The organism is Paenibacillus sp. JCM 10914, assembly GCF_001315105.1.
Lineage (GTDB): Bacteria > Bacillota > Bacilli > Paenibacillales > Paenibacillaceae > Paenibacillus_AQ.
In genome coordinates this window covers 1-3,217 of the sequence record NZ_BAZR01000067.1, presented here as the reverse complement: position 1 = coordinate 3,217, position 3,217 = coordinate 1, and the positions used below count along the sequence as shown (strand labels likewise).

Here is a 3,217-nt window from a genome sequence, read left to right as displayed (position 1 = left end):
CCAACAGTGGGCGGAGCGTCTGAAGACACTGGCGTCTGAACTGCCGGAGCAAGAGGTGAAGTACTGGAACGCGGAGTCGTTTACGGACGTGCCAGCATGGCCGGTGGATGAGCCGGAGGGAAGCAACCGGGAGCAAGACGCAGAGCAGGTGACGTTGTCGCTTAGCGAGGAAGAGACGCAGGCGCTGCTTAAGGAAGTACCGTCGGTCTACCGGACGCAAATCAACGAAGTGCTGCTTGCGGCATTGGCGCAAGCGACACAGGCGTGGACGGGTTCGGCGCGCCTGTTGGTGCATATGGAAGGCCATGGCCGGGAAGAGATCGGCGGGGGACTCGATGTGACCCGAACGGTGGGGTGGTTTACGAGTTTGTACCCGGTTGTGGTGGATATAAGCGGAACGTATTCAATAGGGGCAGTCCTAAAGAACGTGAAAGAGCAATTACGCAATATACCTAACAAGGGTATAGGCTACGGAATTATTAAATACGGACGAGACGAGTCGTTCCCATATGGGCCGAACGCTCAGGTAGGGTTCAATTATTTCGGACAGACGGATTCATTTCTGTCGAAAGATACGATGCTGCAGACAGCGCTTGAATCGGCCGGGGCGAACGTGTGTTCAAATGAGCGGCGACTCCATTTTATCGACATATCCGGGGTCATAAGCGGGGGATTGTTGTACATTACCTGGACATATAGCCGGGAGATGTATAAGCGTGCAACGATAGAATCCGTAGCCGAGGATTTTATGTCTCGACTTAGAGATATTGTTGCGCTGCCGGATTCAGAGACACAAATGTGTTATACACTGTCTGATTTCCCGCAAGCTCGTATGAGCAATAAAGAACTCGATACGCTTGTCGGTCAACACAGAAATATTGAAACGATTTATCCATTGACTCCGTTGCAGCAGGGGATGCTCTTTCATTCTTTGTACGAAGCGCAATCAGGGGATTATGTTTCGCAGCTTCTGTTGACAATAGAAGGGCATTTTGACCCGGTTGCGTTGCAGAAGGCTTGGAATTATCTCATTGCCAGGCACTCACTATTCCGGACAACCTTTGCGTGGGAGGGCTTGGTCTCTCCACATCAAATTGTGTACAACCAAGTCACCATAACAATTGAGCAATTGGACTGGAGAGATAGGTCTCCTGAGAGTACAGCCGCAGCTTTGAAAACGTATTTGCAAACCGATCGCGAAACGAATTTCAAACTGCATGAATCGCCTTTGATGAGAATTACACTAATACGTGTAGATGATGTAACGTATCAAATGGTCTGGAGCCATCATCATCTGCTGATGGATGGATGGAGCTTGCCGATAGTCGTTGGAGAGCTGTTGGCTCTATATCGTGCGCTCAAAGACAAGGTAGAGGTTGTGCTTGAACCTGCTCTACCGTTTATTAACTATATCGAGTGGATACAACGGCAAGATTCAAAAGAGGCTGAGACGTACTGGCGAAATGAATTGCAAGGATTTAGAGCACCTACATCAATTCCGATAGGAATCGGAGACGGTCAGGGAAAAGATGAGCAAAGTTTCACTCTTCCTGATGAGTTGACGCAATCGTTGACTCTATTCGCTAAAAAGAATCAAATGACTTTGAATACTCTGGTCCAAGGTGCTTGGTTATTGCTACTAGGGTATTACAGCGGTGAGCGCGACGTGGTTTCAGGTACGACAGTAGCTGGCCGGCCTGCACATTTACCCGGGGTGGAATCGATGGTTGGTATGTTTATTAATACACTTCCTATCCGAATGGTTATCGACGATACGCCCGTGCTTGCTTGGATCCGAAAATTGCAAGAGAAACAAATGGAAATAAGTCAATACGAACATTGTTCTTTGGTGGATATCCAAGGATGGAGCGATGTGCCAAGGGGGAGCTCTTTGTTCGAAACAGTGTATGTTTTCGAGAATTATCCGATCGATGTCGAGGGAGCGGAAGCATCTACTAGTGAATGTGACGGTGGAGAACAGGATTTCAGAATAACGGGAATTCAAGGTATAGAACAAACGAATTACCCGCTCTCCTTACAAGCTACACCCGGAGATAACCTTGTGTTGAGGATGTTCTATGACCGGCAAACATTTAAGGCAGATGAAGTCGAGCGAATGTTGGAGTACATGGTAAGGCTGTTGCGTGAAATGACAGAGAAATCGATGGAGCCTGTAGAGACGCTCCGATTAATGTCAACGGAAGAATATGACCGGGTGGTTGTGCAATGGAATGCTACGAAGGCGCCTTATCCAGATCATGCTTGTATCCATACGTTATTTGAATGGCAGGCGAAAGCAACACCTGATGCGATGGCAGTGGTATATGGAAACAGAGCTTGGACATATAAACAACTAAATGGTAAAGCCAACGCATTGGCGAGGCAACTGAAAGAGAGAGGAATCGGACCTGAAGAAGTAGTGGCCGTGCTAATCGAACGTTCCCCGTTCATGCTTGTTGCCCAACTGGCCGTGCTGAAAGCCGGAGGCGCATTTTTACCGATCGATCCTGAATATCCGGCTGATCGGATTCTCTTCATGTTAGAAGATAGCAAAGTCAAACGACTGATTGCCAATAAACAAAGGTTGCCGTTGTCGGAAGATAATCTATCCGAACTAGAGTTCATCAATTTGGTTTCTCAAGACAATGAAGTCGACGAAACTTATGACGATTTAGAGGAGAACGGCAGCCCAACTGGATTAGCGTATGTCATTTACACGTCGGGATCGACCGGTCGGCCAAAGGGAGTCATGGTGGAACATTTGGGAATGGCGAACTTATATGCGTTCTTCAGGAATGAGTTTGGCATTACGCCGGAAGATCGGATCATTCAGTTTGCAAGCATGTCATTTGACGCCTCTATATGGGAAACGTTCATGGCATTGTTTACCGGGGCTTGTCTTTATCTACCAACGCAAGAAATTATTCAAGACGTTGCAAAATGTGCGGAATGGATGAGCAGGCACCGAATTACAGTGGCGACTTTGCCGCCTACTTACGTAGCGCAAATAAGACCCGAGGACATTCCTTCCTTGAGAATACTCGTAACGGCAGGTTCAGCGGCAAGTTCGAAGACCGTGAGGAACTGGCAATCACAGGTATCTTACATCAACGCCTATGGTCCGACGGAAGCAACAATTTGTACGACTTTTTGGAAAGCGCGTAGTCTTGAGGTCAAAAACGTGCCTATAGGTGAGCCGATTCCAAACGTCGAGGTA

The 3,217-nt window shown here is 47.9% G+C and carries 1 protein-coding gene; it reads left to right on the top strand.

Annotation, left to right across the window (positions count from 1 at the left end):
* The coding region (locus JCM10914_RS28015; protein ID WP_036720607.1) for a condensation domain-containing protein at window positions 1-3,217 on the top strand (3,217 nt) is incomplete at both ends.